Genomic DNA, 24,458 nt, shown 5'->3' on the forward strand with positions numbered 1-24,458 from the left:
TGACTCTTTTATGAAAGTGTTAATGTTTGGGTGGGAATTTCCACCTCATATTTCCGGGGGATTAGGTACAGCCTGTTATGGATTGGTCAAAGGAATGAACCACCACAATCAGGAGGTGATATTTGTTGTTCCAAAATTATGGGGAGATGAAGAACCCCTTGCCGATTTTGTGAATGCAAGTGATATCCAGATCGATTATAGAGAAAAGCGGTTTAAGAAATTTTGGAAGAATCTTACCTATTTGGAAGTAAGCAGCTTTTTGGTTCCTTACTTAGGTCCGGAACAATTCAAAAAATTCACAGATTATGCGATCCACGACAGAACGGATGTTGATGAGAGTATTTTCACTAACAAGTTTGAGTTCAGTGGAAAGTATGGTAAAAATCTGATGGAAGAAGTATCTCGGTATGCACTCGTTGCAGCTCAGATAGCTCGGGACAAACCCAGTTTCGATATAATTCACGCCCACGATTGGTTGGCGTTTCCAGCAGGGATTGCTGCAAAAGAGATTAGCGGAAAACCTTTGGTAGTCCATGTTCACGCAACCGAATATGACCGATCAGGTGAAACAGTAAATAAACCTGTTTACGATATCGAACGTGCTGGAATGCATGCTGCTGATCATATTGTCGCCGTCAGCCAACTCACCAAAAACATCATCATAAGAAAATACGGCGTCCCTGCCAGCAAGGTAACAGTTCTTCATAATGCAGTTTTGGATGCGAGTATTATCAAATCTGAATACGAAAAGAAGGTCCCGGAAAAAATTGTAACCTTTTTAGGCCGGATCACTTTTCAAAAAGGTCCTGAATATTTTGTCGAAGCGGCTAAAAAAGTCATCGATCGTGATCCAAATGTACGCTTTGTGATGGCAGGAAATGGTGATTTGCTTAATCCTATGATTGACCGAGTCGCAGAATTACGGATGGCCACAAGATTCCACTTTACTGGATTTTTGAAAGGTGATGATGTAGATCATATGTATGCAATTTCTGATGTCTACGTGATGCCATCGGTGTCAGAACCTTTTGGAATTGCTCCATTGGAAGCTGTTCGTCATAACACACCTGTAATAATTTCCAAGCAATCCGGTGTGGCTGAAGTCCTCAGAAATGCCATTAAGGTTGACTTCTGGGATGTAGATGCCATGGCTGATGCAATCTTTGCCTTATTGCATTATGACGGAATTTCGCGCATGTTCAAAGAACTTGGAAGCGAGGAATTGAAAAAATTAAAATGGGAGCACGTGGCTGCCAAACTAGTGACTGTATACGAAAAAACTTTAGCCGAACGATCATGAGAACCATCTGCTTTTACTTTCAGGTGCACCAGCCTTTTAGATTGAAACCTTATCGTTTTTTTGATATTGGTGAAGATCACCATTATTGGGATGATTACTTAAATCGCAATGTGATCCGAAAGGTCGCACAAAAGTGCTATTTGCCTATGAATGCTTTACTACTGGAATTAATTCAGAAGTATAACGGTAAATTCAAAGTAGCATTTTCGCTTTCCGGCACTTTCTTGGATCAGATGGAAGCTTATGCACCTGATGTTCTGGAAAGTTTTCAGAAGCTGGTAGCTACCGGAAAAGTGGAACTGTTGAATGAAACATATACACATTCCTTGGCAGCATTGAAAAGTCAGGAGGAATTTACAAGCTTAGTCAGGAAACATCAGGATAGAATCAAGGAGCTTTTCAATGGCTATACCCCGAAAGTCTTTAGAAATACTGAGCTGATTTATTCAGATCAAATCGGAGCGATGGTGGCAGAATTAGGGTACGAAGCGATTTTGACCGAAGGTGCTAAACATATCTTGGGATGGAAAAGCCCAAATTATGTTTATTCCAATGCCATTGAACCAAAGTTGAAAGTGCTTTTGAAAAACTTTCTCCTATCTGATGACATTGCCTTCCGATTTAGCAATAAAACCTGGGCTGATTACCCTCTGACAACAGACAAATTCATCAAGTGGATCAATGCTATCCCAAAGGAAGAGCAAGTGGTCAATCTATTTATGGATTATGAAACTTTCGGAGAACATCAATGGGCGGAGACAGGAATTTTCGAATTCATGAGACATCTGCCTGAGGCGGTTTTAAATCATTCAAACTTTACTTTCTCTACACCTTCGGAAGTTGCGAGGGCGGTTCCTGCTGTCAGTAAAATTCACGTACCGGTACCGATCTCATGGGCAGATGAAGAGCGTGATTTAACCGCATGGCTCGGAAACGACATGCAGGACGAAGCATTTGATAGGTTATATGAAATGGAAAAATTAGTAAAAGGCATTGATGATCCTGAAATCCAGCGGGACTGGGGATACTTGCAGACCTCCGATCATTTCTACTACATGTGTACAAAATTTTTCTCCGATGGATCAGTACATGAGTATTTCAGTCCTTACGACACGCCATACGATGCGTTTATTAATTTCATGAATGCCTTAAGCGATTTTATGCTTCGGGTAAAGCAAAAAACTGAAGAAATCAAATCTTGATTTTTGACATACTCTTTAGAAATATCAGAAACAAAAAAATCCCGAAATCGGGATTTTTTTGTTTCTAATAAATGATCCTGCGAACTAGAAAACGTACCCGAAAACCTCCTTTTTAGACGGTTTGTAGAAGATCATCCCATTTTCAGGATCTGAATCATAGACTGGCTCTTTGTCATTCAATACTATTTTCCCTGTTTCCTTTCCACTGATCTTGTCCACTTTTACCAAACCAACTCCTGCTCCTACATCAGTGAGGATAAAACTGTAAATACCTTTAGATGAGGAGGCTTTAAATCGTTGATTGGCTACCTGACCAAAAGCACCCGACATATCTTCAAAAAACTCCCGCTGATGGCCATATTGCTTGCTGATTGATGTTGGAGCGAAGGTTGAACCTTGAGTGGCTCCTTGCTGATAAGCTGCCGCTGAGGCCATAGCCACCATCGCAATTTGTGCTGTTCTCATTGCGATCCTTCCAGCCAAACTGATCTTCGGCGAAGCCCAATGATCTTGATAAAGGATTGTTCCGTTTGGATCAAATCCCATCATATTTTGAGAGGAAGATAACACAAAGTTCACTCCAGTGAATTCCAAATTGTCAGGAGTTTCTTTTTCTCCAAATTCAACTTTATTAACAATTACTTTTTTCTGCCCTGTGGCCAAATTGACGTGGTAAATCTTTCCATCAGCAAAAAAAACCTCCTGATCCAAGGATGGCTTGGCCCTCAATATTCCGGGGCCTTTGATCATATCTTTTTTGTCCCAAACGGGCTGACCATCGAAACCAAAGAGGCCTACACTTCCATTCTCGTCATAATACATGATTCCTGCTCCCGTAAGCTGATCTATTTGAATTCCTTTAATTTTTTGCGACCATTTTTCTGCACCGGTATTCTTATCCAGAACAGTAAGATATTTATCCTTTTCACCTACGGCAATTCCTCGGTCTTTTCCCAAATCTACCACGATGCCCGAAAGTTTTTTAGCTGTCCATTTCGTGTTTCCTGTCTCAGCTTCCATTAGCGTAAAGTTCTTATCATCTACGACGATCACTCCAAAGTTTTCAGCAGTTAGAACCGGAGCATCTTTGGTTGCAAGGGGTTTTTCCCAGAGCACTTTTCCTGTATGTAGATCGACTGCTGAGACGACTCCCTGATTTCCCTTTTTCTGGTAGAAATACCCCTCTGTTAAGTGAATATTTGCATCAAATGCCTCGAAATTATTTTTCTTGTCCGCTACCTCAAAAGTCCAAACCGGAGCACCTGTCTTAGCATTAATTTTGGCTGAAGTTTTCTCTCCAATGAATAGCAGATTATTGTCCGAAGTCACTACAGGGAGAAATTTAGATGAAAACTGATCACTCTCCCACGCTAATTTACCTGTTTCCAAATCGATAAATTTAGTGATCTGAGTGTAAGGTTTTCCAGCCTTATACATGTCCACAAAACTAGCCGTGAGCACTACAGCCTTTAATTCAGGAATAAAATCTGAGCCATAATAATTGAAAGTAGCCTGCTCAGGACCTACAATTTTCACGACAGGCATACCGGCCATCTTTGGGTTGATCACCACTTCTCCACTTCGGATGTTTATCACCACAAAGTTTTTGACTAAGATATCATCTGTATATTTCACAATGGCGAAATCAGAGACTCCAGGATCATTTGGATCTTCCAAGACACGGATGAGGTCAGGCGTGTATCCGACTTTTTTGCCATCAGGCCCTTTAAGAGCCTTTGCAGAATTGTAAAGATCACTATTCGACCAAAGAAGTTTTCCGGTACTTGCATCTACTCCATGAAGTCCCCAGTCAGAACTTCCGACTAGAAGAATTTTATTTGGGGTGTATTTGGTCCATTCGACTCCTTTTTCCAGACTAAGTTTCCAAGCTGGCTCCTGTGCATAACTTCCTATTCCTATCGCCCATACCAAAAGTATGACAAGGAATAATTTGGGGGTGGTTGTTGATCGCTTTTGCATGATAATATGAATTTTGATCAAAGCTACCGACCACCAATGTTCTGGGGAATACGCCATTTGTCGTATTTGTATGAGCAAAAAAAAGCACTTCCGAAAAAGTGCTGCTGTGTTAATTATGCGGTAAATTCAATAACTCTCCGATTCATTCGGGAAGTCTTTTGCTTTCACATCAGAAATATATCGTTTGAATGCATCCAACATCACTGCTTGTAAATCGGCGTATTGTCTTAAAAATCTGGGTTTGAATTCCTGAGTGATCCCTAGCATATCATGCATCACCAGCACTTGTCCATCTACATCACCACCCGCTCCTATTCCAATCACGGGAATAGTTACAGTTTCAGCTACTTTTTTGGCAAGAGAGGCTGGGATTTTTTCCAAAACCAAAGCAAAGCAACCGCATTCCTCAAGGGTTTTGGCATCCTCAAGAAGTTTTTGCGCCTCTGCTTCTTCCTTTGCCCGGACAGTATATGTACCGAATTTATAAATTGATTGCGGAGTCAATCCCAGATGTCCCATCACCGGTACCCCTGCACTCAAAATACGAAGTACCGATTCTTTGATTTCAGATCCTCCCTCCACTTTCACCGAATGAGCCCCTGATTCTTTCATTATTCGGATAGCTGATCTTAAAGCCTCCGAGCTATTTCCCTGATAATTTCCGAAAGGAATATCGACCACGACAAAAGCTCGCTTCACCGCTCTAACTACTGCGGAAGCGTGGTAGATCATCTGGTCAAGCGTGATAGGAAGTGTAGTTTCGTGACCAGCCATCACATTAGAGGCAGAATCTCCTACCAAAATAATATCAATACCTGCTTCATCTACAATTTTTGCCATGGAGTAATCATAGGCTGTAAGCATGGATATCTTTTCACCCCGTTGCTTCATTTCGAGCAGCGTGTGGGTAGTGATTCGCTTGAGATTCGCGGAGGAATGTACAGACATGGTATTACTGAAGCTGGACTGAATGTTGATTGCCTGACACATCTACACGGATGTGCTCGTTGAGTGTGGTGGAGAGTTCGTATCCCGTATAATCCGGGCGAAGTGGAAATAGTCCATGACTTCTGTTGACCAAGACAGCAATCTCCATTTTGTGAATTTCCTGATCCAAAAAAGGCTTCATGGCATAGACCAATGTTTTACCGGTATTTAGGACATCATCTACCAATATGATGGTTTTATTGATCACTTCGAAATTATCCGAGAGCTCAACTTCTGATTTAGAAACTGCCTTTTTATCCAAAAACACTTCTACAAGTTCGACCTTAATTGGAGAAATTTGCTTCAACTCTTCTGCCAAAAGTCTCGCCATACTCATTCCCATTCCAGTGATTCCGGCAAAAACTACTCCTGCCGAATTCACATTTCGCTCATAGATTTCGAAAGCCATTCGGGTGATTTTTTGTCCGACCTGCTTATGGTTGAGTACTTCGCTCATAGGATGATTTTGAAAAATGAAAATTAGGCCAATTTGGATTGGATTCAAAGCCGATCAACGATGACTATCTTCCTCATGTAGAATATTCACATAGCTTTGGTAACGATAGGGATGAATATATCCCTCTTCCAATTTTTTCAGCACCACACATCCCGGCTCATTGATGTGAGTACAGTTATTGTATTTGCATTGGCCTAGGTATTTTCTCATTTCCGGGAAATAATGAGATAGCTCATTATCCTCCACATCCAAAATTCCAAACTCCTTGATTCCGGGTGTGTCGATTAAATCTCCTCCCTCGGGTATCGTAAAAAGCTCGGCAAAGGTGGTAGTATGCACTCCCTTTGCACTAAATCCTGATATTTCCTTCGTGTCCTGTTTAGCTTCCGGTACTATCGCATTCAAAAGAGTTGACTTCCCGACACCCGAATGGCCCGAGATCAAGCTGGATTTTCCTTGGATCAGAGGTAAGAATTTTTCTTTTAATCCAGCTTCTTTCAGTGCCGAAACCTCCAAAACCACATAGCCAAGAGGTTCATAAATTTCATGAATATCCTGCAGCCATTCTTCCTCGTCATCGCCTTCCAGCTGATCCATTTTATTCACTACCAAAACCGCTGGAATACGGAAGCTTTCTGTACTCACCAAAAATCGATCGATGAACCCCAATGAAGTTCGAGGCTTTTTCATCGTGATGACTAATATCGCTTGGTCCAAATTACTGGCAATAATGTGAGAAAAGTGCTGTTTCCGCGTGGATTTACGGATCACGTAATTTTCACGTGGCAAAATCTCGGAAATCACAGCCGTTTCTTGATTTTCCTCCCGCTCCAATACCACCCAATCTCCGACAGCTATCGGATTAGTCAGTTTGAGTTCATCTTGCTTAAACTTCCCCTTCAGTCGAGCAGAAATCACCTTATCGTCCACCTGAACGATGTACCAGCTTCCGGTCGATTTGATGACTCTTCCCCTCATATTTTTGAACTCAGTTTGCTAACTTTTTCAATAATCCGATCCGCTGCACCAAGGTTCGATTTTACCCAATTTTGAGCGGAATCAACTGCTTTTTGGTAAAAATCCACTTGCTCCAGCTTTGCGAAACACTCCATCAATGATTCTTCATTCACAACCGAAAAACCACAGCCCTCCAATTCACTTTGTGCAGCTTCAGGAAATTTTGAGGGATTTTTCACTTCGCCAAAAATTACTGGGACTCCAAAACCCATGGGTTCTAAAATATTGTGAAGCCCCTTTCCAAACCCTCCGCCAACGTATGCTAATTTGGCAAACTGGAAAAGCGAGGAAAGCATGCCGATATTGTCGATGAATAGTACCGAATTTGAATCAGTTGAGCTCCAAGAAGAATAGCGCTTCGATTGTAGCTGAATCTGAGAAGTCCAACGATTCATGGGTTCAGGATTCAAATCATGAGGAGCTATGATCCAACAGTAATTAGGTCGAGAGTTTATCAAGGGTATTAAGAGCTTCATGTCTTCATCCCAGGCCGAACCAATAACAACCACGGGGCGCTCGGCAGTCCAATTTTTAATTTCAGGAAGTGCTTTTGGAGAAGCGGCTGTTGACGCTACCCGATCAAATCGTGTGTCCCCTGCCATACTTGCCTTACTGTATCCAATGTTCTTAAGCAGTCTCAGACTTTTTTCATTTTGAGTAAAAATCCAATCCATTGCTAAAAGATTTTGTCGGAAGAATGATCCAAACACTCCGAAAAAACTTTGATCCTCCCGGAAACTTGCAGCTATTAAAAACACTGGAATTTTACTTTCTTTCAAAGCCTGAATGTGATGAAACCAAAGGTCATATTTGACAAAAAAAACAAGATCGGGCTTCAAAAGAGCTACAAATTTTTCCGCAAGACTTTTACGATCTAAAGGTAAATAAGTGATGAATTCCACATTTTGATGTGGCTTGTGCACCACATTATTGTATCCCGAAGGACTGAAAAAACTAACCACCACTGCCATCTCGGGCTTTTCACACTTAAGAACTGAAATCACCGGGCGAGCTTGTTCATACTCTCCCAGAGAAGCCACATGAAACCAAGCTACAGAACCATGATAAGAATTACGGAAGATTACCAGTTCTTTGAATAGTGACGTTCTACTTTCCAAAAAGTGGTTCAACTTGGCCGAAAAGGGCTTGAGCAGGTATAAAACTCCTGAAATCAAAAATAAAACTACGCGATAAACCAAGTTCATTTTTCAAAAGTAGCCATTCAAAGACAAAACCTCATTTTTTCACAAGAAGAAGAAAGATTTTTGTACACATAAAAAAAAATGACAATTTTGAAATTACTCTTGTGCTAATACTATCAAAAATCTGTAATTTCAATACTCTACTTTTTTAAGTAAACCAGCCTTTCATAAAAGTTGATTGATCAACATGATTAAAGTTCTATTCGTCTGCTTAGGTAATATTTGCCGCTCTCCGCTAGCTGAGGTAATTTTTAACTATAAAATTCAAAAAATGGGACTAGAAAGTCAATTCAAATCCGATAGCGCAGGCACCTCAGATTTTCATATTGGAGAGCTCCCGGATGAGCGCTCCATCAAATGCGCCAAAAAAAATGGCCTCATGATGACTCACCGCGCAAGACAGGTAAATCGAACTGATTTCAGAGACTTTCATTATATCATCGCCATGGACGAGAATAATCTTCGGAACCTGAATAACCTAAAAGACAGATACAAGTTTCCTGATAAAGAAATTTTCCTAATGCGGGATTTTGAGAATGGAGAACAAGGTCTTGCCGTCCCGGACCCTTATTATGGAGGAGAAGAAGGCTTTGATGAGATCTTTCAAATCTTGAATCAGTCAATTGATGATTTTCTGATAAAGGTCAAAGAAGTGCACCAAATTTATGCTTGATCAGAATGAAATCTATCAACAAGTAATTTTTGAAACTTTGGGCCCCTTGGCTCAGCTAAAATCCGCTGTTCTTATTGCCGCAGGAAATCAAAACCAAGGAGTAAGATTAGAAACCTCTGAAGGGATATTTTTCTTAAAAGTAAATATTGACCACGAACGAAATATTTTAGCAAAAGAGGCTGAGGGTCTTCAAATGCTTCGAAACTCAACTTTTCTTAAAATTCCGGAAACATTTGGATATGGTCGAATCGAAGATTTTAATTACCTGCTTTCGGAATTCATTTCCTCTTCACGACAGCAGTTGGATTATTGGGAAGATTTGGGATTAGGGCTTGCTCACCTCCACCTGACGAATAGCACTACTTTCGGACTGGATTCTGATAACTACATCGCGTCATTGCATCAAAAGAACTATCAATATGACAATTGGTCAGAATTCTTCATTGAGCAGCGCCTCGAACCCATGGTGGGCAAAGCTTATTTCGACAAGCTGATTCCACTTGATTTTCTGAAAAAATTCCAGACCATTTATTCCAAATTAAATTCTTTGTTCCCAAAAGAGAAACCGGCATTACTACATGGAGATCTTTGGTCAGGTAATGTGATTTGTGATCAGAACGGAAAACCATGTTTGATTGATCCTGCGATCTACTTTGGACATCGAGAAATGGATTTAGCCTTTTCAAAATTATTTGGTGGTTTTGATTCTCGGTTTTACGAGGCATATGAATCCATTTTACCTTTGGAACCTGACTTCGAAAGCCGAATCGGACTCTATAATCTCTATCCTCTACTCGTTCATTTGAATCTGTTTGGCACAGCCTATTTACCGGGAATCGAAAAAATCATCAAGCTATTTCAATAATGTCATTTTTAATCCGATCCTACCAAGAAAGTGATACTCCTGCTATTCTGGACATTATCAATGACTCTATTCTAAATACCTCCCATAATTACGACTACGAGCCCAAAAACTTAGTGGAGGTAGCGAAGCTTTTCGAAGAAAAAATAAAAGATGGCTTTCCTATTCTAATTGGAGAAGTAGGTGGCGAAATCGGAGGCTATGCGACTTTTGGTAGATTCCGAGCCAAGCCTGGATACGATAAAACCATCGAGCATTCGATTTACTTAACCAAAAAAGCCCAATCCAAAGGACTGGGCACTGAAATGATGCGACAACTGATCCAGATTGCGACTGAAATGGGATTTCATGTCATGATCGCAGGAATGGATTCAGAAAATGTGGGAAGTTATCAATTTCACGAACGACTTGGATTCAAAGAAGTAGCTCGATTTTCTGAAGTCGGATTCAAATTCGGAAAATGGCTGAATCTGGTATTTATGCAGTTGATATTAAAGTCAGAGAATTAGGCGATCATTACTTTTTCACCTGTCTTTATGGATTTGTATATCGCATCCACAATTACCAAATCCTTCAAGCCTTCTTCTCCATCCACCGGAATCATTGGCTTTTCCCCATCCAATATAATTGCTGCCATTTCGTCCATTTGCGTGGTTTGATGGGTGACATGTTCAGCTTCGATTGGACCTTTGTTGGTCCAAGCTTTGATCGGTCCATAACCGGTTGAAGGTTGCATTTCCGCAAAACCTTTGGTTCCATTCAGAAAGAACTTATCTAAATTATTGAGTGCGTAGGTGGAAAGGCAAGTAGCTACCGCACCGGATGGAAACCCCATTTGGAACGCGATGGTCTCATCCACACCTTCCTTAAATTTAACCAGATCAGTTTTTACTTCTTGGGCCGTCACCCAAATTGGCTCTTCGCCAAGCATATAGCGCGCTCCATTGATAGAGTATATTCCGATATCCATCATCGAACCTCCACCTGCTAATTCGTAATTCAATCTCCACTGCGTTGGATCTCCGATGATAAACCCACTCAAGCCATGGAAAAATAGGGTTTTTCCAAATTCTCCAGCCCGTTGCTGACGAACAACTTCCTGGGTTTTTGCCTCAAAGTGCATTCGATAGCCAACAAGTAAATGAACTCCAGCAGCCTTGCAAGCAGCTACCATTTCCCGGCCTTCAGCAGCATTGAGTGCCATTGGTTTCTCGCAAATCACATGCTTTCCGGCTTTTGCAACACGAATGGATTGTGGCTTGTGTAAGGCATTCGGAGTAATCACATAAACCGCATCAATATCAGGATTATTCTTGATCTCATCGAAATTCTCGTAGTTGTAGCAGTTTTTGTCAGGAATGCCATATTTCTTCTTCCAAGTCTCCACTTTGGATGGAGTTCCGCTGATCACTCCTACAAGTTTTGCTCTTTTGGAATTAATCATCGCATCTGCGACACGACTTCCATAACTTCCAAGTCCCATAATTGCAACACGGAGAACTTTGTGATCATTTTGAAAATCCATAGCAGCTAGTGTTTCAGTGAAGGGTAAACTTAAAGCCAATGTCGACAGACCGGCTCTTTTGAGAAAAATTCTTCTTGTCTCCATTTGGTTATTAGGTTTAAGGTTTGATTTCTTGAAGTTAAAGAAATCTCTGAGGGAATCTTAATCGTTAAACCCGGATTATGCATTAGGGTCCGTAATGAGAGCTAAAAATGCAAGAAAATCAAGTATTTAACGAATGAGGCATAGCACCGCTACGGTGAATGAGTTAAATGTAGCAAAGCGATTGATTTTGAAGTATTTTGAGCTCGTAATAGGAAGTCTAATGCATATTTCGGGTTAAAAGCTAATGAGATGAAAATCGCGTCAATTTTTCCTCCTCACCACCTGAAACGAATTCCGCGATGACTGCTCCAGCAGCACCTCATATCCTTCTAGCAGCGCAGGAATTTCTTCTTCTTTTTGATGCAAAATCGTCAATAGTTCAAGCCCTTCATTATATCGAATCTCGAACTCATCTCGGAGTTTTGAGATCAATTGATCTAATTTGAAGAGTTGAGTATCGATAACTATTGAAATGCTAATTGCCGAAAGTTGCAACATATTCACTCGCAGTTTTAAGGACTGCAGCTGTTCATAAACTCGGTGAATGTGCTTTTCCTCGATGAATGTAAAATCGGTCACCTTGAAGCTGACCAACACCTGATCTTTTTTCAAAACGATAGTTGGAACCTGATGCGGAGCGGCACTTTCATGAATTTTAGTTCCAAGCGCTTCTGGTGCAAGAAAAGATTTGACGAAAAGCGGAATTCCGGAATTAGCGAGCGGTTTAATGGTTTTCGGATGAATGACAGATGCACCGAAATAGGTCATTTCAGCAGCTTCACGGTACCCCAATTCATCAAATTTCTTGGTGTTAGGGAAAAGTTTAGGATCAGCGTTGAGGACTCCGGGCACATCCTTCCAAATCGTGACCGAGCCTGCATCCAAACTTGTTGCCAGAATCGCAGCGGTGAAATCTGAGCCCTCTCGACCGAGGGTGGTCGTCTTGCCTTTGGGATCAGATCCAATGAAACCTTGTGTCAAAATCGGAAAATTATCCAAAAGCGGTTTCCATTTATCCTGACAGGATTTTCGGGTTTTCTCCCAATTTATCTTGGCAAACCGAAAGTCCGAATCGGTATGAATTACAGATCTCGCATCTTGCCATAGCACAATCAAGTTTTGCAAACATAAGTATTCAGCAACGATTCGAGAAGAGACTAATTCTCCAAAACTCACGATCTGATCATAGAATTCATCGTAATTCATTTTGCTCAATTCCTTCTCCAGATCATTATCCAATTGTAGAAACAAATTATCGAGCTGGGCAAAAATTGGGTGTATTTCAGGAAATAAATCCTGACAAACAACTTTGTGGTAATTTTTTAAAATTGCACTATTCTCAGAATAATCTTCTCCATTCAACTTTTTTGAAAGGATAGATTCTAATCCATTTGTTGTTTTCCCCATGGCAGAAACAACAATTACAAGCTGATTTCGCAATCGATTACGTAGAATTTCAGCTAAGTTTCTCAGGGATTCAGGATCTTTGACAGATGCACCTCCAAATTTGTAGATTAAGGTTTTTGGCATGAAATTTTATTCTTACTTTTCGAGAGTATAAACCCAATAATTGTATTTTTCCTATAATGAAAACTTTCCCCTATAAGCCGGATCAGAATGCACTAGCCTATTCTGTCGGCATTACACTCGATCGCTACATCAAACTCAAACAGGGCGATTTTCCATTTGCTTCAGGCGAATTGTCCCAACTTCTCCGAGACATTGCCCTAGCTGCGAAGATAGTCAACCGGGAAACAAACCGAGCTGGCTTATCAAATATCGGTGGTGCTTTTGGACAGACAAATGTTCAAGGAGAAGAACAACAAAAACTTGATGTCATTGCAAACATTCGATTTATGCGAGCACTCAGCAAAGGCGGAGAAGTTTGTGCCATTGTATCGGAAGAAGAAGACGCTGTAATCGATCTGCAGAATAAATCCGGAAAGTATGTGGTCGCCATCGACCCCCTTGACGGGAGCTCAAATATCGATGTGAACATAAGCATCGGAACGATTTTTTCTATTTATCGCAGAGTGACCCCTATCGGAAGTCCAGTCACAAGCGAGGATATCATGCAGCCCGGAAACCAACAAGTAGCAGCTGGCTATGTGCTTTATGGTTCTTCCACTATGTTGGTTTACACAACGGGCTGTGGAGTTTGTGGCTTTACCTATGAGGCGAGTTTAGGAGAGTTTTTCCTATCCCATCCCGATATTATAGCCCCTGAGACAGGGAAGATCTATTCCATCAATGAGGGGTTGGAATTGGACTGGGAGCCTGGGGTCAGCCAATATGTAAAAGATTGCAAAGAAAAAAGATTTCAATCCCGCTACATCGGGAGTTTGGTGGCTGATTTTCACAGAAACCTACTCAAAGGAGGCATTTACCTATACCCGGCAACTTCCAAAAATCCAAATGGAAAGCTTCGCCTACTTTATGAGGCAAATGCGCTGGCCTTTATCATTGAGCAGGCAGGAGGAAAAGCAAGTGATGGGGAAAACCGAATTTTGGACATTCAACCCGAAACGCTACATCAACGAACACCCTTGCTGATCGGATCCAAATTGATGGTAGAGGAAGCCGAGCAAATGATCCAAGTTCCTAGGTCGGAAATCAACGTTTTTAGCCGCTAAACAAGATTTTATTCTGATTCTGAATCTTTTGCCTTACCTTAGAAGTAGAAAAATTCCGAAACTATGTATTCAAACAAACTTTCTTTAACTGTTGCAATTGCTTTAAGCTCGGTCACATTATGGACCTCTTGTGGCCCTAAAGAACCTGCAGTAGAACCTATTGACGAAACTTTTGCCACCCAGACAGATAAGTTGCTGATTAAAGTGGATACCCTTTACAGTGAACTTGAGAATCCTTGGGGTATGACTTGGCTTCCGGATGGAAGGATGCTTGTAACTGAGCGAAAAGGTGAAATTTTGGTCTTCAAGAATGACAAATATACCGGTGAAAAAATTCAAGGTCTTCCAGCGGTACACAATGTCAACCAGGCAGGATTACTGGACATCGCACTCCATCCAAAGTTTGCGGAGAACGGCTGGATTTATATCGCTTACGCAAAAAATTTCGAGGACACCACCGCTGCTACTACCATCATGCGATTCAAGCTTGAAGGTAATACTGCTGTGAACCAAGAGGATCTTATCACAGCTGGTCCAGCATGGAAAGGTGGTCGCCACTTCGGTAGCAGAATTATCTTTGACAATGACGGATACCTTTATTTCTCCAATGGTGACAAAGGAAATATCCCAATGAACGCTCAGGATTTGACCAATGCGCATGGTAAAATTCATAGAATTAATGATGACGGCACGATCCCATCTGACAATCCATTTGTAGATTCAGTCGGTGCTGTGGCTTCTATTTGGACCTATGGAAATAGAAATCCACAGGGTCTTGTCTATGACAAAGCAAACAACAGAATCTGGGAAGTTGAGCATGGTCCAATGGGTGGCGATGAGCTAAACCTCATCGAAAAAGGCAAGAACTACGGTTGGCCGGTGATCACTTATGGAATAAATTACAACGGAACACCAATCACCGATATTACAGAAAAAGAAGGAATGGAGCAGCCTAAGCATTATTGGGTACCATCCATTGCCACTTGCGGAATGACCTTGGTTACTTCTGACAAATACCCAACCTGGAAAGGAAACATTCTGGTAGCAGCACTTGCAAAGCAACATATTGCAAGAGTTGAAATGGATGGTACTACCTATGTTGGAGAGGAAAAATTACTTCAGGATATCGGACGTGTTCGTCAAGTTGCAGAAAGTCCGGATGGATACATCTATGCAATCACGGAAGCTACAGGATTGATGGTGAAGCTTCTGCCAATTCGATAAAATTTCCAGAAAAAAGATTGAAAAGACCTCTGCGGAATCCGCTGAGGTCTTTTTTTTGATGGATCCAAATTGAAATTTTAATCGTATTTATATTTCAGTCAGTCCTTTGAAAACTAGCAGCAGGAAACGGACGTTAGGAAAAATGACTGTTAAATCAAATGATTATGAAACTGATACATCGACTCTTGCCTGTAGTTCTTTTTTTAGGAATTTCCACATTAGGAAAATCCTGCACCCCGAAAGAGGAAGATTCGCTCCCTGAAACCTCAAATATCGAATACCAATTTGCTACTAAGTCAGATAAAATGACATTCAAGGTTGACACCCTGCATACTGGCTTTCAAAATCCCTGGGGTATGACTTGGTTAGGAGATGGCAGAATGCTGATAACTGAGCGTAAGGGTGAAATTCTCATTTTCGACAAGGATAAATCTACCGGACAGAAAGTCCAAGGTCTCCCCGCCGTCTATGCAAATGGTCAGGCAGGTTTATTGGATATCATTGTACATCCTAACTATGCGCAAAATGGCTGGATTTACATTTCTTATGCAAAGCCGGTTCCGGGTGGTGGAGCGACCACTGTGGCACGATTCAAACTCAATGGCAATACCGCCATGGCTTTTGAAGATTTAATTGTCACCACGCCTGCATGGAATGGAGGAACTCACTATGGAAGCCGAATCGTTTTTGACAAACAGAATTTTCTGTTTTTTACCAATGGAGAGCGAGGAAGTCAGAATAATGCACAAAACCTCAGCAATTCACACGGGAAAGTCCACCGCATTCATGACGACGGTAGAATCCCAACTGATAACCCCTTTGTCAACACCGCAAATGCCATTGCTTCCATTTGGACTTATGGAAACCGAAATCCTCAGGGAATGATCTATGATGAGGCAAATAATCGTCTCTGGTCTGTCGAGCATGGCCCGATGGGTGGTGACGAACTCAACCTGATCCAAAAAGGCAAAAACTACGGATGGCCGGTCATCACTTATGGACAAAATTACAACGGTACTCCGATCACCAACATTACGGAGAAGGAGGGAATGGAACAACCTGTCAAATACTGGACACCATCTATTGCCACCTGCGGAATGACTCTAGTGACTTCAGATAAATATCCAGCATGGAAAGGAAATATATTGGTTGCTGCCTTGGCTGGTAATCATATAGCTAGAGTTGAAATGAATGGGACTCGTGCTACTGGTGAAGAGAAATTATTACCTGGAATCGGCCGAGTGAGGCAAGTATCCCAAAGTCCCGATGGTTTTATTTATGCCATTACCGAGGGGACAGGATTATTAATCAAATTATTGCCATCGGCATAAATAACAAAGAGGGCTTCAATTAGCCCTCTTTTCTTTTTAATTTAAGTTGTTCAATATCTAACAAATCCTTTGGCCTAGCAGCCCGCCTTTTGCTTTCAAGTAAATCTGAAAAAGATAAGACTCTCCATTTTTTCAAGGTTTCTTTACCGATTTTTACTTCCTCGGAATCTTGATAAGCCTCGTCAAAAGATTTCCCTATCTCAAATCGAGTTATTAATTCCAAATCCAAATCATCTGGCGTAAACTTCACTGAGATATTTTTATTTCGATTTTTAACTTCATCAGGGAATTCGTGTATTTCAAACCCCATTTCTTGGAATGTAAATACAAGCTTTTTGAGGTTTTCATCATCAGGTTTAATCCAAAAATCTACATCAGCTGAATGTCTCTGATATCCATGAAAATTGACAGCTCCTCCACCAATTAATATCATTTTAACACCATATTTATTAGATAACTCAATAAATTGGGTTATTGTCTCTTTCCAGATCTGAGTCATTTTTTCTTAATCAGAATGAAATTCCCCTTGGTCCTTTCTTCAAAAGTATTCTTTGTAGGGAAAAGTCGATTTACCCTTCTACTTAATTCCAGAAAAGCGATGAGCCGATCTTGTGGTTCCAAAGCTAAAAATTCTTCTTCTCGAATTCGGTTACTTTCTTCTTTCGTCAAATAGCGTATTTCCATAACTCTAATTTAAAGCTATTTCCTACACAAAGTCCACATCTACACTGAACGGGTATTTCATTAGGAATTGGAGTGCATCCTCTATCGACAAATCTTCAAAAAGGACCCGATGGAGATTTTCTGTTATAGGGGCACGAATACCCGCTGTTTTTATAAAAGCATCCATCACACGAATGGTATTTACACCTTCTGCCACTTCATCCATGGAAGCTAAAATCTGTTCAAGCGTTTCTCCTTTTGCTAACCTCAATCCTACTGTGAAATTCCGTGAATCCACCGAATTACAGGTAGTCACTAAGTCACCAATGCCAGCCAATCCCATTACAGCCTGGACACTCCCACCTAGTGCTTTGCTCAAGTGAACCATCTCGACCATACCTCGGGAGATCAGCAACCCCTTTGCATTTTCTCCCAATCCCAAACCGGCTAATGCACCGGAGGCGATTGCGATAATATTTTTGAGTACACCGCTTAGCTCAACACCAATGATATCTGAGTTGCCGTAAACCTGAAATTTTTCAGAGCGGAGCAATCGTTGACCTTCCATTATCACCTCATTGTATTTGCTGGCAATCACAGTCGCGGCGGGATGACCAATACTCAATTCTTTGGAAATATTTGGTCCTGCCAGACAACCCACACGCACAGCCACAGTTTCCTGCAGGATCACCTCGCTCATGGTAAGGATCTGACTTCTTTTCAGTTTTTGAACTGTTCCCAAACTTTCTCCAGGTCCAAGATTCAGTGCAAGTCCTTTAGTCCCGTGAATAATCAAGTGATAAGGATACAAAAAGGGGGCAAAATTCTTAACTACTTCCGCAAAGGCGGAGGAAGGAATCATGAAAAAGAGAATATTGCATGTTTTACATAGTTCCTCAGGATTCAACGTTGCTCGGATAGCTGGGTTGATTTCCCTTCCGGAAGTTCGGTGCGAAGTATTGATTTCTTCTACCACTTCTTCTTTGCGGGCATAGACCATTACTTCGCTTTTTTCAGCTAGCATATTGGCAATGGCAGTCCCAAAACTTCCGACTCCTACGACACCTATTTTCTTTGATTTAGAAGAGTTTCTCAAGGCCATATCCGTGCAGTCTATTATGATAAAAATAAAGCAAACTCATATCCTCTGTCGCAATGTCACCTTGACTATCCCTAATCAGCGGGCGTTTGGCATGATACATCCCCACATTGTCAATCCCATGAGCAATGATCTCATCCATGGATCTTATCATGTGCGGAGCGATATCTATCATTCCTTGGGATTTCAATTCCATAATTCTATCCATCACTAGCTGACAGGCTGATTTGAATTCATCGTAAGGAATCAAAATATATTCTTCCGGAAGCCTGATCAAGTCGAAAATATCAAGCTTATTATTTTTGGCTTTGATAAACTCAAACCCCACAAACGCCACCAAATGCGAACTGAAAACCCGGTTGATCTTGTGAAATTCCTCCACAATTCGTTTTCCCAACATATTGGTATATTCTTCCTCTCGCTGTTGGTCAATGGAGATTTTTCCCTCAGAAATAAAATAATCCCGAGTATCAATCCTTCTTCCTCTCTTATCCAAACTATGCCCATCTTGATCGACATAGTTGCCTAAAACATCCATCGCTCTACCTATGGAAACTGAGATATCAGAACCTTTGGTAAAGAATTTCACCAAAAACTTAGAGATTTTATACGAAGTAGAAAACTCATCATTTTCTTTATAATAGCGTTCCTGGCCTGTAATGCTCAAATGGTCACGAATCAAACTCGGCGCCTCCAGCACAAAATGATAATTGATTGTCACAGGAACGATGAAAATCTTACCGGAGATATCGTTGAATCCTTGTTGAAAATTTGCTCGTTGGGCCTCAATAGCTGTGCTCAGAAGACCCAACTTGAGCCTTGATTCTATCATTCCACTCCGGGAACGGGTTCCCCCAGGAAAAAACAAACTATGACAGCCAAACTGTATTGCTTCCTTAGAGTACGTTTTCAACGTCTCCAAGTACATCAAGTTCTTCTTCCGACGATCCACCTTATACGCACCAAGTGCATTCATGAAGTAGGCAAAGATTGAAATATTGAAAAGATTTAATCCTGCACCATAGATAAATGGAGGCATTCCTAAGACGGAGATAATCCATCCAATCAAAATACTGTCAAGATTGGAAAAGTGCGTGGGAACCATGACAATCGTCCCCTTAGTAGCCAAATCACGAATCTGATCTGTTTGACCTGTAATCTGGATTTTATCCTGAAGTGTGTATTGATTACTAAAAATGGACTTGATGCCTTTAACTCTAGCGGCATTGAGCAGGCGGGAAAAGCCATAAGTGACAACACTCCTGGTAAACTTATAGTGGGAGGCTTTAAAATTGGAAGCTATTTCCTCTGCATATCGAGAGTTTATTCGATGTAGGACTGCTTTATATGCCTCAAATCGCTTAGACTTTTCCAGAGCAAGATCAGTGTTTATTTGGAGCAAGGAGGATCTTACATCATTCCAAAATAGATTTTCATCATCGGGATCTACTGCCCAGGGATTTTGCTTAATCCGAAGTTTTTCCCGATAGAGCGTTGTTTCCAACTCCTCTTTTAGGATTTCTGGGTTTTTCCCTGTAAGTCCTAAAACCCTCAATTGAGCTAAGTCAGCTACTTTTTTTACAAATTCCCTTCGTTCACGGGCCAACTTCACCACCGGCCATTCATTCTTACTCGGAATTATGGGTTCATATCGGTGCTTGATGTATTTCTCGTCCAAAGTTAAATGTGGTTACAAAGATCTCAAAGATAGATAAAATGCTATTCCAAAGAGAACTCATTGGAAAGTGGAATCAATCATTGTTTTGATCGAACAAAAAAAGCAACTAAAGCTGAGGTGACTAAACCCATAACCGCAGCTCCAAAGGCAGATTGGATCATATATTTTCGAAGATTGAAATATTCTATTGCAGCTTTTTCATCCATATTACCAGAAGCGATTGAATACTCAATAATATTTTTGAAAAAATCAGGAGTGATGTAGGTACTGGTGATATATTGACTTAACGGACTCAAAACCACCACAACTAATGTAATGATCAAACCAGACTTAAATCCATCCATATAAGTCATTTTTCCTCCATAGAAATTTCTTTTCTTATCCAAAAGCGCAAAAACATAAATTGCAATAGCAATTGGAGCAATAAACATTGAATAAGTAGCATGCTTGTCGATATGTACATCATGCCAACCCATGGTCTTTTCAAAAACCATCCAAATCAGTCCAATAAGTATAAATAGGACGCCCCATTTAATTTCAATTTTTCTACTGTTCATAGTTCTGAATGTGCTTTATATTTCGGTTGAAACGCAACTCATACAAATTACATAAAATCCGAAAACGATTCTCAATTTCCTTGTGTTTGGTCAAGAGTAGAAAGAGATTCCCTTGCCTAAGAGCCAAACGGTATTATTTTTACGCCATCATTCCCCAATGAAGACAGACCTCAAACAAATACAAGTCCCCATCGAAGCCGAAATGGCTCAATTCGAGCATAAGTTTCGGGACTTTATGAAAAGTAAGGTCAAGCTTCTCGACCACATCACCAATTACATCGTCAAGCGCAAAGGCAAGCAGATGCGGCCAATGTTTGTGTTTTTGACCGCTGGAGTTTGTGGGGAAATCAACGAATCCACCCACCGCGGTGCAGCCTTGATTGAACTACTCCACACTGCAACTTTGGTTCACGATGATGTGGTAGATGACTCAAATTACCGTCGTGGTTTTTTTTCAATCAATGCCCTTTGGAAAAACAAAATCGCTGTTTTGGTAGGTGACTATCTTCTCTCCCGAGGACTTTTACTCAGTGTGGACCACGGCGATTTCCATCTCTTAAGGATTGTCTCCAATGCTGTGAAGGAAATGTCGGAGGGGGAACTTTTGCAAAGCTACAAAGCACGAAAGCTGGACGTAGACGAAGAAGTATATTACGATATCATCCGAAAAAAGACGGCCAGCTTGATTGCTTCGTGCTGCTCAGTAGGTGCTTCAAGTGTTGGAAATGATGAGGCTATAATTGAAAAAATGAGGCTTTTCGGAGAAAAAGTGGGTATGGCTTTCCAAATCAAGGATGACTTGTTTGATTTTGGAGAGGATGAGATCGGCAAGCCTGTAGGCATTGACATCAAAGAAAAGAAGATGACTCTTCCGCTGATCTATGCACTTCGAAATTCAGATTGGCTGACTAAAAAGAAGATCATTTATCTAATTCGAAACCGATCTGAGGATAAAAAAGCGGTGAATGAAGTGATAGATTTCGTGAAAAAAAGTGGTGGACTAGATTACGCCAAAGGAAAAATGAATGGCTTCTATCAGGAAGCACTGGAGATTCTGGCTGAGTTCCCAAATTCTATTCATAAAACTTCATTGAGAGATCTTGTCAGCTATACCATTGAGCGAAAGAAATAGAAATTGCTTTTATATTTAACTTCTCAGGAATTACAATTATCCATTTCTTTCAGCACTCTATTCTAATTAGACCAAAGGAAATAATTCCATTACTCTTCTATAACCTTTATCGCCTTCACAAACCTTCGGTTGTAATTCGGCTGTTTAAGACTTGAAATCACAACCTGCATTTCTTTACCGGAAGAAGCATGAATAAATTCAGTTTCCATTCCGTTTGGATTGATAACTATCCCGAGGTGACCGATTTCATCTCTGGTGGGGCTTAAAAAGACCAGAATATCACCTTTTTGAACTAAGTCCAGTGCCACTTCTTCTCCAAAATCAGAAAATTGGGAAGAACTCCTAGGAACGGAAATACCAAAATTTTTAAAAACATAATGAACAAATCCAGAGCAGTCAAAGCCTGCCCTGCTAGATCCCGCATAGATATAGGGCACTCCCAAAAGTTCCTTACCAAAGTCCTCAAGGCTATCTCTTAAAGAAGGTTTTGTGTCAAGAGAAGAGTTCAATTCAACTCTTATTTCAGTAGTTTCATCTTCTCCCAAAGAACTGACCGCGAGGATAATGATTCCAATGGTAGACAAACCGAGAATGGTAATGACCTTAGGAAAGCTTTTCTTTTTGAATTTCACGATACAGAATTACATTTTCTAACTTGAAAAACAATGCGCATAGAATTTTTCTTTGTTCCAATCTCTTATTAGGCAAATAATAATCCCTTGAGATACCTTTCATTTTGAAATTAGTATATACTTTTATTATATACTTTATAGAATCATGAAAACACTCTCTTTAAAGCTTGATGATGCCGTTTTTGAGGAAACTGAAAAAGTACTCGAACAGGTGAAAATCTCCCGAAACAGGTACATCAATGAAGCACTTGAATTTTTCAATCAGGTTCAAAAGAGAAAACTTTTGGCCGAAACCTTAGCCACAGAATCCAAACTCGTGAGTGAAAATTCAATGGAAGTTTTGAGGGAATTTGATCAATTGGAAGAAAATGAATGGTAAAAAATTTGAAATTTGGTTAGCGAACTTGGACCCAAGGTTCGGCACCGAAGCTGGCAAAACTAGACCGATCCTGATTGTCCAAACTGATCTTTTAAATGCACTTCATCCAAGCATATTAATATGCCCAATCACTACAAATGTCAAGTTGGAAAGCAAAATATTGAGAATTCATCTGACTTCAGGTGAATCAAATCTCAAGGAAAATTGCGACATCATGATCGATCAAATCCGAGCTATCGATAATCGAAGGTTAATCAAGCGGATAGGAATCCTTTCAAAAGAATTGCAGAAAAAAGTCAACGAAAACTTAAGAATCGTTCTGGATTTAGAAATTTGATATGGAAGTAATTTCACTTCGAAAAAAAGCCGTCACCCCAGCTTTTCTTAATTCATGGACTTGATCGTTTGGATTTTTCCATCGGCTTGATGAATCAGCTCAGCCATTTTGATATTGCGAAGCGGTGTTTTTCCGGATAATTCCGTGTCATGATAGAAGAGATACCACTTCCCCTCAAACTCTACAATCGAATGGTGATTGGTCCATCCTTCCACTGGATCTAGGACATTTCCCTGATAAGTAAATGGACCATAAGAATTATTTCCGATCGCGTATGCAATGAAATGAGTGTCGCCAGTGGAGTAGGACAAATAATACTTTCCATCATACTTGTGCATCCACGCTGCCTCGAAAAATCTTCTATTGTTGTCCCCAGCCTTGATCGGACTGCCATTTTCGTCTAGGATCAAGATCTCTTTTGGCTTTTCGGCCAACTCAGTCATCGAATCTCCCAATTTGGCGATGTATGGCATCAGCGCCTTTTCATCATCGGCAGGAATTCCGTCAGTTGGACCTTTTCTTCCCGATATCAATTTCTGATCCTCATACCACTGAAGCTGACCACCCCAGATTCCGCCCCAAAGTAAAAAGTAATTATCTCCGTCCTGGAAAACTGCAGGATCCATGCTAAATGTCCCTTTGATCGGCTCAGGTTCTGCGGTAAATGGACCCTCAGGGCGATCCGACACTGCTACACCAATTTTGAAAATACCACTCTTTTCCTTGGCGGGAAAATACAAGTAGTACTTTCCGTCTTTTGAAGCCGCATCAGGTGCCCAAAGCTGACGGCTCGCCCAAGGAATGTCCTCCAATCTCAACGCTACGCCATGATCCGTGACCGTTCCACCTGGCTTATCCATTGAAAAAACATGATAATCTTTCATGTCAAAATGCGAACCCATATCGTCCTCTTCGACTTCAGTTTGGATGTCGTGAGATGGGTAGATGTAGATTTTCCCTTCAAAAACATGTGCAGAAGGATCTGCCGTGTAGATGTTCTCTACTAAAGGAGCGTGAAGGTATTTGGAAGTTTCATGTTCAGCTTCCATCTGAACCTCCTCTTTAGGTTGGGAGCATGCAAATGCAAAAACTAAAGAAAAGAGATAAAGGATTGGGGTTTTCATGGTAAGGTTAGGTTTGGGAAGACCTGAAAATAGTGAGGGATTCGGGAATTTTAAACGATAAGTTAGTTAATTTGAAAAAATGATCCTAAGAGGGTGCTCTAACCATTAAATCAGGAGTTTATATGAAATCTAAGTCGAACTTCAAATCAGGAAAAGGTCTTATCAAATCCGAAAATGAAAAATTGGTTGTCCCGGAAGAATTCAAAGGTCTTTTTGGATCTGTAAATTTACCTGAAAGCCTAAATGAAAAAGAAGAGATTCGAAAAATATTAAAAAGTAAACACAGCTAGTGAAAATTAGGATTAAGTCAAATCCCTGTTTTTGAGCCTTGGGAATAGGTTTGAAAGGTACTGTGATAGTATCAAATGATATCATCATTC

26 protein-coding genes are annotated in these 24,458 nt (G+C 40.7%); 12 read left to right on the top strand and 14 right to left on the bottom strand.

What is annotated here, in order from left to right:
• Window positions 1–10 precede the first annotated feature (10 nt).
• On the top strand, window positions 11–1,300 hold the full coding sequence (locus ACK4HU_RS17235; protein ID WP_409808849.1) for a glycosyltransferase family 4 protein: 1,290 nt from the start codon (window positions 11–13) through the stop codon (window positions 1,298–1,300).
• A complete protein-coding gene (locus tag ACK4HU_RS17240) occupies window positions 1,297–2,502 on the top strand; it encodes a glycoside hydrolase family 57 protein (RefSeq protein ID WP_409808850.1) in 1,206 nt (401 codons plus the stop codon). The genes ACK4HU_RS17235 and ACK4HU_RS17240 overlap by 4 nt, the downstream gene beginning before the upstream one ends.
• Before the next feature lie 84 nt (window positions 2,503–2,586).
• Here the strand turns inward: ACK4HU_RS17240 and ACK4HU_RS17245 are convergent, their stop codons facing one another.
• The 5 genes from ACK4HU_RS17245 to ACK4HU_RS17265 form a co-directional block, all read right to left on the bottom strand.
• Entirely contained in the window at window positions 2,587–4,482 is a 1,896-nt protein-coding gene (locus tag ACK4HU_RS17245) for a PQQ-binding-like beta-propeller repeat protein (RefSeq protein ID WP_409808852.1), read from the bottom strand.
• Between the two features lie 126 nt (window positions 4,483–4,608).
• The gene (panB, locus tag ACK4HU_RS17250) at window positions 4,609–5,430 is read right to left on the bottom strand and encodes a 3-methyl-2-oxobutanoate hydroxymethyltransferase (RefSeq protein ID WP_409808854.1); all 822 of its coding nucleotides are present in this window, start codon (window positions 5,428–5,430) and stop codon (window positions 4,609–4,611) included.
• A gap of 4 nt (window positions 5,431–5,434) precedes the next feature.
• A complete protein-coding gene (locus ACK4HU_RS17255) occupies window positions 5,435–5,926 on the bottom strand; it encodes a phosphoribosyltransferase family protein (RefSeq protein ID WP_409808856.1) in 492 nt (163 codons plus the stop codon).
• Window positions 5,927–5,980: 54 nt separating this feature from the next.
• Window positions 5,981–6,904 (bottom strand): ribosome small subunit-dependent GTPase A, encoded by a 924-nt coding sequence (gene rsgA, locus ACK4HU_RS17260; protein ID WP_409808857.1) that lies wholly within the window; start codon window positions 6,902–6,904, stop codon window positions 5,981–5,983.
• The gene (locus tag ACK4HU_RS17265; protein WP_409808859.1) at window positions 6,901–8,148 is read right to left on the bottom strand and encodes a 3-deoxy-D-manno-octulosonic acid transferase; all 1,248 of its coding nucleotides are present in this window, start codon (window positions 8,146–8,148) and stop codon (window positions 6,901–6,903) included. The genes rsgA and ACK4HU_RS17265 overlap by 4 nt, the downstream gene beginning before the upstream one ends.
• Before the next feature lie 184 nt (window positions 8,149–8,332).
• Between ACK4HU_RS17265 and ACK4HU_RS17270 the strand changes: the two genes are divergently transcribed.
• Genes ACK4HU_RS17270 through ACK4HU_RS17280 form a run of 3 tightly spaced genes read left to right on the top strand, consistent with a single transcriptional unit; the run spans window position 8,333 to window position 10,189 of the window.
• Window positions 8,333–8,818 (top strand): low molecular weight protein-tyrosine-phosphatase, encoded by a 486-nt coding sequence (locus ACK4HU_RS17270; RefSeq protein ID WP_409808861.1) that lies wholly within the window; start codon window positions 8,333–8,335, stop codon window positions 8,816–8,818.
• Window positions 8,811–9,683, top strand: a complete 873-nt coding sequence (locus tag ACK4HU_RS17275; RefSeq protein ID WP_409808863.1) for a fructosamine kinase family protein — start codon at window positions 8,811–8,813, stop codon at window positions 9,681–9,683. The genes ACK4HU_RS17270 and ACK4HU_RS17275 overlap by 8 nt, the downstream gene beginning before the upstream one ends.
• On the top strand, window positions 9,683–10,189 hold the full coding sequence (locus ACK4HU_RS17280; RefSeq protein ID WP_409808865.1) for an N-acetyltransferase family protein: 507 nt from the start codon (window positions 9,683–9,685) through the stop codon (window positions 10,187–10,189). Before ACK4HU_RS17275 ends, ACK4HU_RS17280 begins: the two co-directional genes overlap by 1 nt.
• Here the strand turns inward: ACK4HU_RS17280 and ACK4HU_RS17285 are convergent.
• Both ACK4HU_RS17285 and ACK4HU_RS17290 read right to left on the bottom strand, forming a co-directional pair.
• The gene (locus tag ACK4HU_RS17285; RefSeq protein WP_409808867.1) at window positions 10,186–11,289 is read right to left on the bottom strand and encodes a Gfo/Idh/MocA family protein; all 1,104 of its coding nucleotides are present in this window, start codon (window positions 11,287–11,289) and stop codon (window positions 10,186–10,188) included. The genes ACK4HU_RS17280 and ACK4HU_RS17285 overlap by 4 nt on opposite strands.
• Before the next feature lie 261 nt (window positions 11,290–11,550).
• Window positions 11,551–12,819, bottom strand: a complete 1,269-nt coding sequence (locus tag ACK4HU_RS17290) for an aspartate kinase (protein ID WP_409808869.1) — start codon at window positions 12,817–12,819, stop codon at window positions 11,551–11,553.
• A 56-nt stretch (window positions 12,820–12,875) separates the two neighbouring features.
• On the opposite strand from ACK4HU_RS17290, the gene fbp reads away from it, so the two are divergent.
• The 3 genes from fbp (at window position 12,876) to ACK4HU_RS17305 (ending at window position 16,477) form a co-directional block, all read left to right on the top strand.
• Entirely contained in the window at window positions 12,876–13,922 is a 1,047-nt protein-coding gene (gene fbp, locus ACK4HU_RS17295) for a class 1 fructose-bisphosphatase (protein ID WP_409808871.1), read from the top strand.
• Between the two features lie 63 nt (window positions 13,923–13,985).
• On the top strand, window positions 13,986–15,146 hold the full coding sequence (locus ACK4HU_RS17300) for a PQQ-dependent sugar dehydrogenase (RefSeq protein ID WP_409808872.1): 1,161 nt from the start codon (window positions 13,986–13,988) through the stop codon (window positions 15,144–15,146).
• 164 nt (window positions 15,147–15,310) lie between these two features.
• On the top strand, window positions 15,311–16,477 hold the full coding sequence (locus ACK4HU_RS17305) for a PQQ-dependent sugar dehydrogenase (protein ID WP_409808874.1): 1,167 nt from the start codon (window positions 15,311–15,313) through the stop codon (window positions 16,475–16,477).
• Window positions 16,478–16,496: 19 nt separating this feature from the next.
• Here the strand turns inward: ACK4HU_RS17305 and ACK4HU_RS17310 are convergent, their stop codons facing one another.
• From ACK4HU_RS17310 to ACK4HU_RS17330, 5 genes are all read right to left on the bottom strand, one after another.
• On the bottom strand, window positions 16,497–16,976 hold the full coding sequence (locus tag ACK4HU_RS17310; RefSeq protein ID WP_409808876.1) for a DUF6036 family nucleotidyltransferase: 480 nt from the start codon (window positions 16,974–16,976) through the stop codon (window positions 16,497–16,499).
• On the bottom strand, window positions 16,973–17,161 hold the full coding sequence (locus ACK4HU_RS17315; RefSeq protein WP_409808878.1) for a hypothetical protein: 189 nt from the start codon (window positions 17,159–17,161) through the stop codon (window positions 16,973–16,975). The genes ACK4HU_RS17310 and ACK4HU_RS17315 overlap by 4 nt, the downstream gene beginning before the upstream one ends.
• Window positions 17,162–17,183: 22 nt before the next feature.
• Window positions 17,184–18,242: an NAD(P)H-dependent glycerol-3-phosphate dehydrogenase gene (locus ACK4HU_RS17320; RefSeq protein ID WP_409808880.1), complete on the bottom strand. Its 1,059-nt coding sequence runs from the start codon at window positions 18,240–18,242 to the stop codon at window positions 17,184–17,186.
• Complete coding sequence (locus ACK4HU_RS17325; protein WP_409808881.1) at window positions 18,220–19,917, bottom strand: 1-acyl-sn-glycerol-3-phosphate acyltransferase; 1,698 nt, start codon at window positions 19,915–19,917, stop codon at window positions 18,220–18,222. The genes ACK4HU_RS17320 and ACK4HU_RS17325 overlap by 23 nt, the downstream gene beginning before the upstream one ends.
• Before the next feature lie 77 nt (window positions 19,918–19,994).
• Window positions 19,995–20,474 carry a DUF4199 domain-containing protein gene (locus ACK4HU_RS17330; RefSeq protein ID WP_409808883.1) on the bottom strand — a complete coding sequence of 160 codons (480 nt, stop codon included), beginning with the start codon at window positions 20,472–20,474 and terminating at the stop codon, window positions 19,995–19,997.
• 157 nt (window positions 20,475–20,631) lie between these two features.
• Here ACK4HU_RS17330 and ACK4HU_RS17335 point away from each other — a divergent pair, with 157 nt between their 5' ends.
• Window positions 20,632–21,606, top strand: a complete 975-nt coding sequence (locus ACK4HU_RS17335; protein WP_409808884.1) for a polyprenyl synthetase family protein — start codon at window positions 20,632–20,634, stop codon at window positions 21,604–21,606.
• An 89-nt stretch (window positions 21,607–21,695) separates the two neighbouring features.
• Here ACK4HU_RS17335 and ACK4HU_RS17340 read toward each other — a convergent pair whose 3' ends face one another.
• Entirely contained in the window at window positions 21,696–22,151 is a 456-nt protein-coding gene (locus tag ACK4HU_RS17340) for a C40 family peptidase (RefSeq protein WP_409808886.1), read from the bottom strand.
• 232 nt (window positions 22,152–22,383) lie between these two features.
• Here ACK4HU_RS17340 and ACK4HU_RS17345 point away from each other — a divergent pair, with 232 nt between their 5' ends.
• Together ACK4HU_RS17345 and ACK4HU_RS17350 are read left to right on the top strand one after the other, a co-directional pair.
• Window positions 22,384–22,617, top strand: coding sequence for a hypothetical protein (locus tag ACK4HU_RS17345; RefSeq protein WP_409808888.1), 234 nt, complete (start codon window positions 22,384–22,386; stop codon window positions 22,615–22,617).
• Window positions 22,607–22,954, top strand: coding sequence for a type II toxin-antitoxin system PemK/MazF family toxin (locus tag ACK4HU_RS17350; RefSeq protein WP_409808889.1), 348 nt, complete (start codon window positions 22,607–22,609; stop codon window positions 22,952–22,954). The genes ACK4HU_RS17345 and ACK4HU_RS17350 overlap by 11 nt, the downstream gene beginning before the upstream one ends.
• A gap of 47 nt (window positions 22,955–23,001) precedes the next feature.
• Here the strand turns inward: ACK4HU_RS17350 and ACK4HU_RS17355 are convergent, their stop codons facing one another.
• The gene (locus ACK4HU_RS17355; RefSeq protein ID WP_409808891.1) at window positions 23,002–24,078 is read right to left on the bottom strand and encodes a glycoside hydrolase family 43 protein; all 1,077 of its coding nucleotides are present in this window, start codon (window positions 24,076–24,078) and stop codon (window positions 23,002–23,004) included.
• A 122-nt stretch (window positions 24,079–24,200) separates the two neighbouring features.
• Here ACK4HU_RS17355 and ACK4HU_RS17360 point away from each other — a divergent pair, with 122 nt between their 5' ends.
• Window positions 24,201–24,368: a hypothetical protein gene (locus ACK4HU_RS17360; RefSeq protein WP_409808893.1), complete on the top strand. Its 168-nt coding sequence runs from the start codon at window positions 24,201–24,203 to the stop codon at window positions 24,366–24,368.
• Window positions 24,369–24,458 lie beyond the last annotated feature (90 nt).

The organism is Algoriphagus sp. (assembly GCF_046296635.1).
Taxonomy (GTDB): Bacteria; Bacteroidota; Bacteroidia; order Cytophagales; family Cyclobacteriaceae; genus Algoriphagus.

Bases quoted from the DNA above. Each gene is read 5' to 3' on its own strand.
- ACK4HU_RS17235 (WP_409808849.1), top strand. From the start codon at position 11: ATGAAAGTGTTAATGTTTGGGTGGGAATTTCCACCTCATATTTCCGGG.
- ACK4HU_RS17240 (WP_409808850.1), top strand. From the start codon at position 1,297: ATGAGAACCATCTGCTTTTACTTTCAGGTGCACCAGCCTTTTAGATTG.
- ACK4HU_RS17245 (WP_409808852.1), bottom strand. From the start codon at position 4,482: ATGCAAAAGCGATCAACAACCACCCCCAAATTATTCCTTGTCATACTT.
- panB (WP_409808854.1), bottom strand. From the start codon at position 5,430: ATGTCTGTACATTCCTCCGCGAATCTCAAGCGAATCACTACCCACACG.
- ACK4HU_RS17255 (WP_409808856.1), bottom strand. From the start codon at position 5,926: ATGAGCGAAGTACTCAACCATAAGCAGGTCGGACAAAAAATCACCCGA.
- rsgA (WP_409808857.1), bottom strand. From the start codon at position 6,904: ATGAGGGGAAGAGTCATCAAATCGACCGGAAGCTGGTACATCGTTCAG.
- ACK4HU_RS17265 (WP_409808859.1), bottom strand. From the start codon at position 8,148: ATGAACTTGGTTTATCGCGTAGTTTTATTTTTGATTTCAGGAGTTTTA.
- ACK4HU_RS17270 (WP_409808861.1), top strand. From the start codon at position 8,333: ATGATTAAAGTTCTATTCGTCTGCTTAGGTAATATTTGCCGCTCTCCG.
- ACK4HU_RS17275 (WP_409808863.1), top strand. From the start codon at position 8,811: ATGCTTGATCAGAATGAAATCTATCAACAAGTAATTTTTGAAACTTTG.
- ACK4HU_RS17280 (WP_409808865.1), top strand. From the start codon at position 9,683: ATGTCATTTTTAATCCGATCCTACCAAGAAAGTGATACTCCTGCTATT.
- ACK4HU_RS17285 (WP_409808867.1), bottom strand. From the start codon at position 11,289: ATGGAGACAAGAAGAATTTTTCTCAAAAGAGCCGGTCTGTCGACATTG.
- ACK4HU_RS17290 (WP_409808869.1), bottom strand. From the start codon at position 12,819: ATGCCAAAAACCTTAATCTACAAATTTGGAGGTGCATCTGTCAAAGAT.
- fbp (WP_409808871.1), top strand. From the start codon at position 12,876: ATGAAAACTTTCCCCTATAAGCCGGATCAGAATGCACTAGCCTATTCT.
- ACK4HU_RS17300 (WP_409808872.1), top strand. From the start codon at position 13,986: ATGTATTCAAACAAACTTTCTTTAACTGTTGCAATTGCTTTAAGCTCG.
- ACK4HU_RS17305 (WP_409808874.1), top strand. From the start codon at position 15,311: ATGAAACTGATACATCGACTCTTGCCTGTAGTTCTTTTTTTAGGAATT.
- ACK4HU_RS17310 (WP_409808876.1), bottom strand. From the start codon at position 16,976: ATGACTCAGATCTGGAAAGAGACAATAACCCAATTTATTGAGTTATCT.
- ACK4HU_RS17315 (WP_409808878.1), bottom strand. From the start codon at position 17,161: ATGGAAATACGCTATTTGACGAAAGAAGAAAGTAACCGAATTCGAGAA.
- ACK4HU_RS17320 (WP_409808880.1), bottom strand. From the start codon at position 18,242: ATGGCCTTGAGAAACTCTTCTAAATCAAAGAAAATAGGTGTCGTAGGA.
- ACK4HU_RS17330 (WP_409808883.1), bottom strand. From the start codon at position 20,474: ATGAACAGTAGAAAAATTGAAATTAAATGGGGCGTCCTATTTATACTT.
- ACK4HU_RS17335 (WP_409808884.1), top strand. From the start codon at position 20,632: ATGAAGACAGACCTCAAACAAATACAAGTCCCCATCGAAGCCGAAATG.
- ACK4HU_RS17345 (WP_409808888.1), top strand. From the start codon at position 22,384: ATGAAAACACTCTCTTTAAAGCTTGATGATGCCGTTTTTGAGGAAACT.
- ACK4HU_RS17350 (WP_409808889.1), top strand. From the start codon at position 22,607: ATGAATGGTAAAAAATTTGAAATTTGGTTAGCGAACTTGGACCCAAGG.
- ACK4HU_RS17355 (WP_409808891.1), bottom strand. From the start codon at position 24,078: ATGAAAACCCCAATCCTTTATCTCTTTTCTTTAGTTTTTGCATTTGCA.
- ACK4HU_RS17360 (WP_409808893.1), top strand. From the start codon at position 24,201: ATGAAATCTAAGTCGAACTTCAAATCAGGAAAAGGTCTTATCAAATCC.